At 72.0% G+C, this 1,319-nt stretch carries 1 protein-coding gene; it reads left to right on the plus strand.

What is annotated here, in order from left to right:
• On the plus strand, positions 1-1,319 hold a 1,319-nt coding region (gene glgX, locus C666_RS19050; RefSeq protein WP_004350632.1), incomplete at both ends, for a glycogen debranching protein GlgX.

Below are 1,319 nucleotides of genomic sequence, written 5' to 3' on the forward strand. Positions count from 1 at the left end.
GCCAGGGTGGCGGCCCCCGCCGCGGCCCTGGCCGCGCGCCCGCCCCGCCCCGCCATCCCGCGCGCCGCCATGGTGCTGTACGAAGCCCACGTGCGCAGCCTGACGATGCTGCATCCCGGTATTCCGCCGCCGCTACGCGGCAGCTATGCGGCCCTGGCCCACCCGGTCATGCTCGCGCACTTGCGCGCGCTCGGCGTCACCACGCTGAACCTGCTGCCGGTCCATTTCCGCGCCGACGAGGCCGCCCTGCAACTGCGCGGCCTGAGCAACCACTGGGGCTATGCGCCGATCGCCTGGCTCGCCCCCGAGCCGCGTTACTGGAGCGGCCGCCCCGGAACCACGCCTGCCGGCGAATTCCGCGACATGGTCGACGCGCTGCATGGCGCCGGCCTGGAAGTGGTGCTCGACGTCGTTTTCAACCACAGTGCCGAAACCGACCATGCCGGCCCCACGCTGTCGCTGCGCGGGCTCGCCAATGCCCGCTACTACCGCCTGCGGGCGGGCGACGAGGCGCATTACGAAAACTGGACCGGCTGCGGCAACAGCCTGGATCTCGCCGAACCGCGCGTCGTCGAACTGGTCGTCGGCGCCCTGCGCCACTGGGCGGCGCACTACGGCGTCGACGGCTTCCGCTTCGACCTCGCCACCACGCTCGCGCGCGACGCGCACGGCCACTTCAGCCGCAGCGCAGGCCTGTTCGCCGCGCTCCAGTCCGACCCGCTGCTGTCGCGCCTGAAGTGGATCGCCGAGCCCTGGGACCTCGGCCCCGGTGGCTACCGGCTCGGCGCCTTTCCGCCCGGCTGGATGGAGTGGAACGACCAGTACCGCGACACCATGCGCGCCTGGTGGCTGCGGGCCGCAGGCGACCGCGCGGCGTTCGCGCATCGCTTGGCGGGCTCCAGCGCGCAGTTCCGCCACGACGGCCGCGAACCTGGCGCGAGCATCAACTTCATCACCGCGCACGATGGCTTCACGCTGCGCGATCTCGTCAGCTACGACCACAGGCACAATCAGGCCAACGGCGAAGGCAACCGCGACGGCCATCATGACAACGCCTCGTGGAACTGCGGTGCCGAAGGCGATACCGGCGACGCCGCCATCCTGGCGCTGCGCGGCCGCCTGCGGCGCGCGCTGGCGGCGACGCTGCTGTGCTCGCAGGGCACGCCGATGCTGCTCGCCGGCGACGAGATCGGCCACGGCCAGCGCGGCAACAACAACGCCTACTGCCAGGACAACGACACGAGCTGGCTGGACTGGCACGGCGCGGACGACGAATTGCTGGCCTGCTTCCAGCGCCTGCTGTCGCTGCGGCGACGCTG

Source organism: Thauera linaloolentis 47Lol = DSM 12138, from assembly GCF_000310205.1.
GTDB lineage: Bacteria > Pseudomonadota > Gammaproteobacteria > Burkholderiales > Rhodocyclaceae > Thauera > Thauera linaloolentis.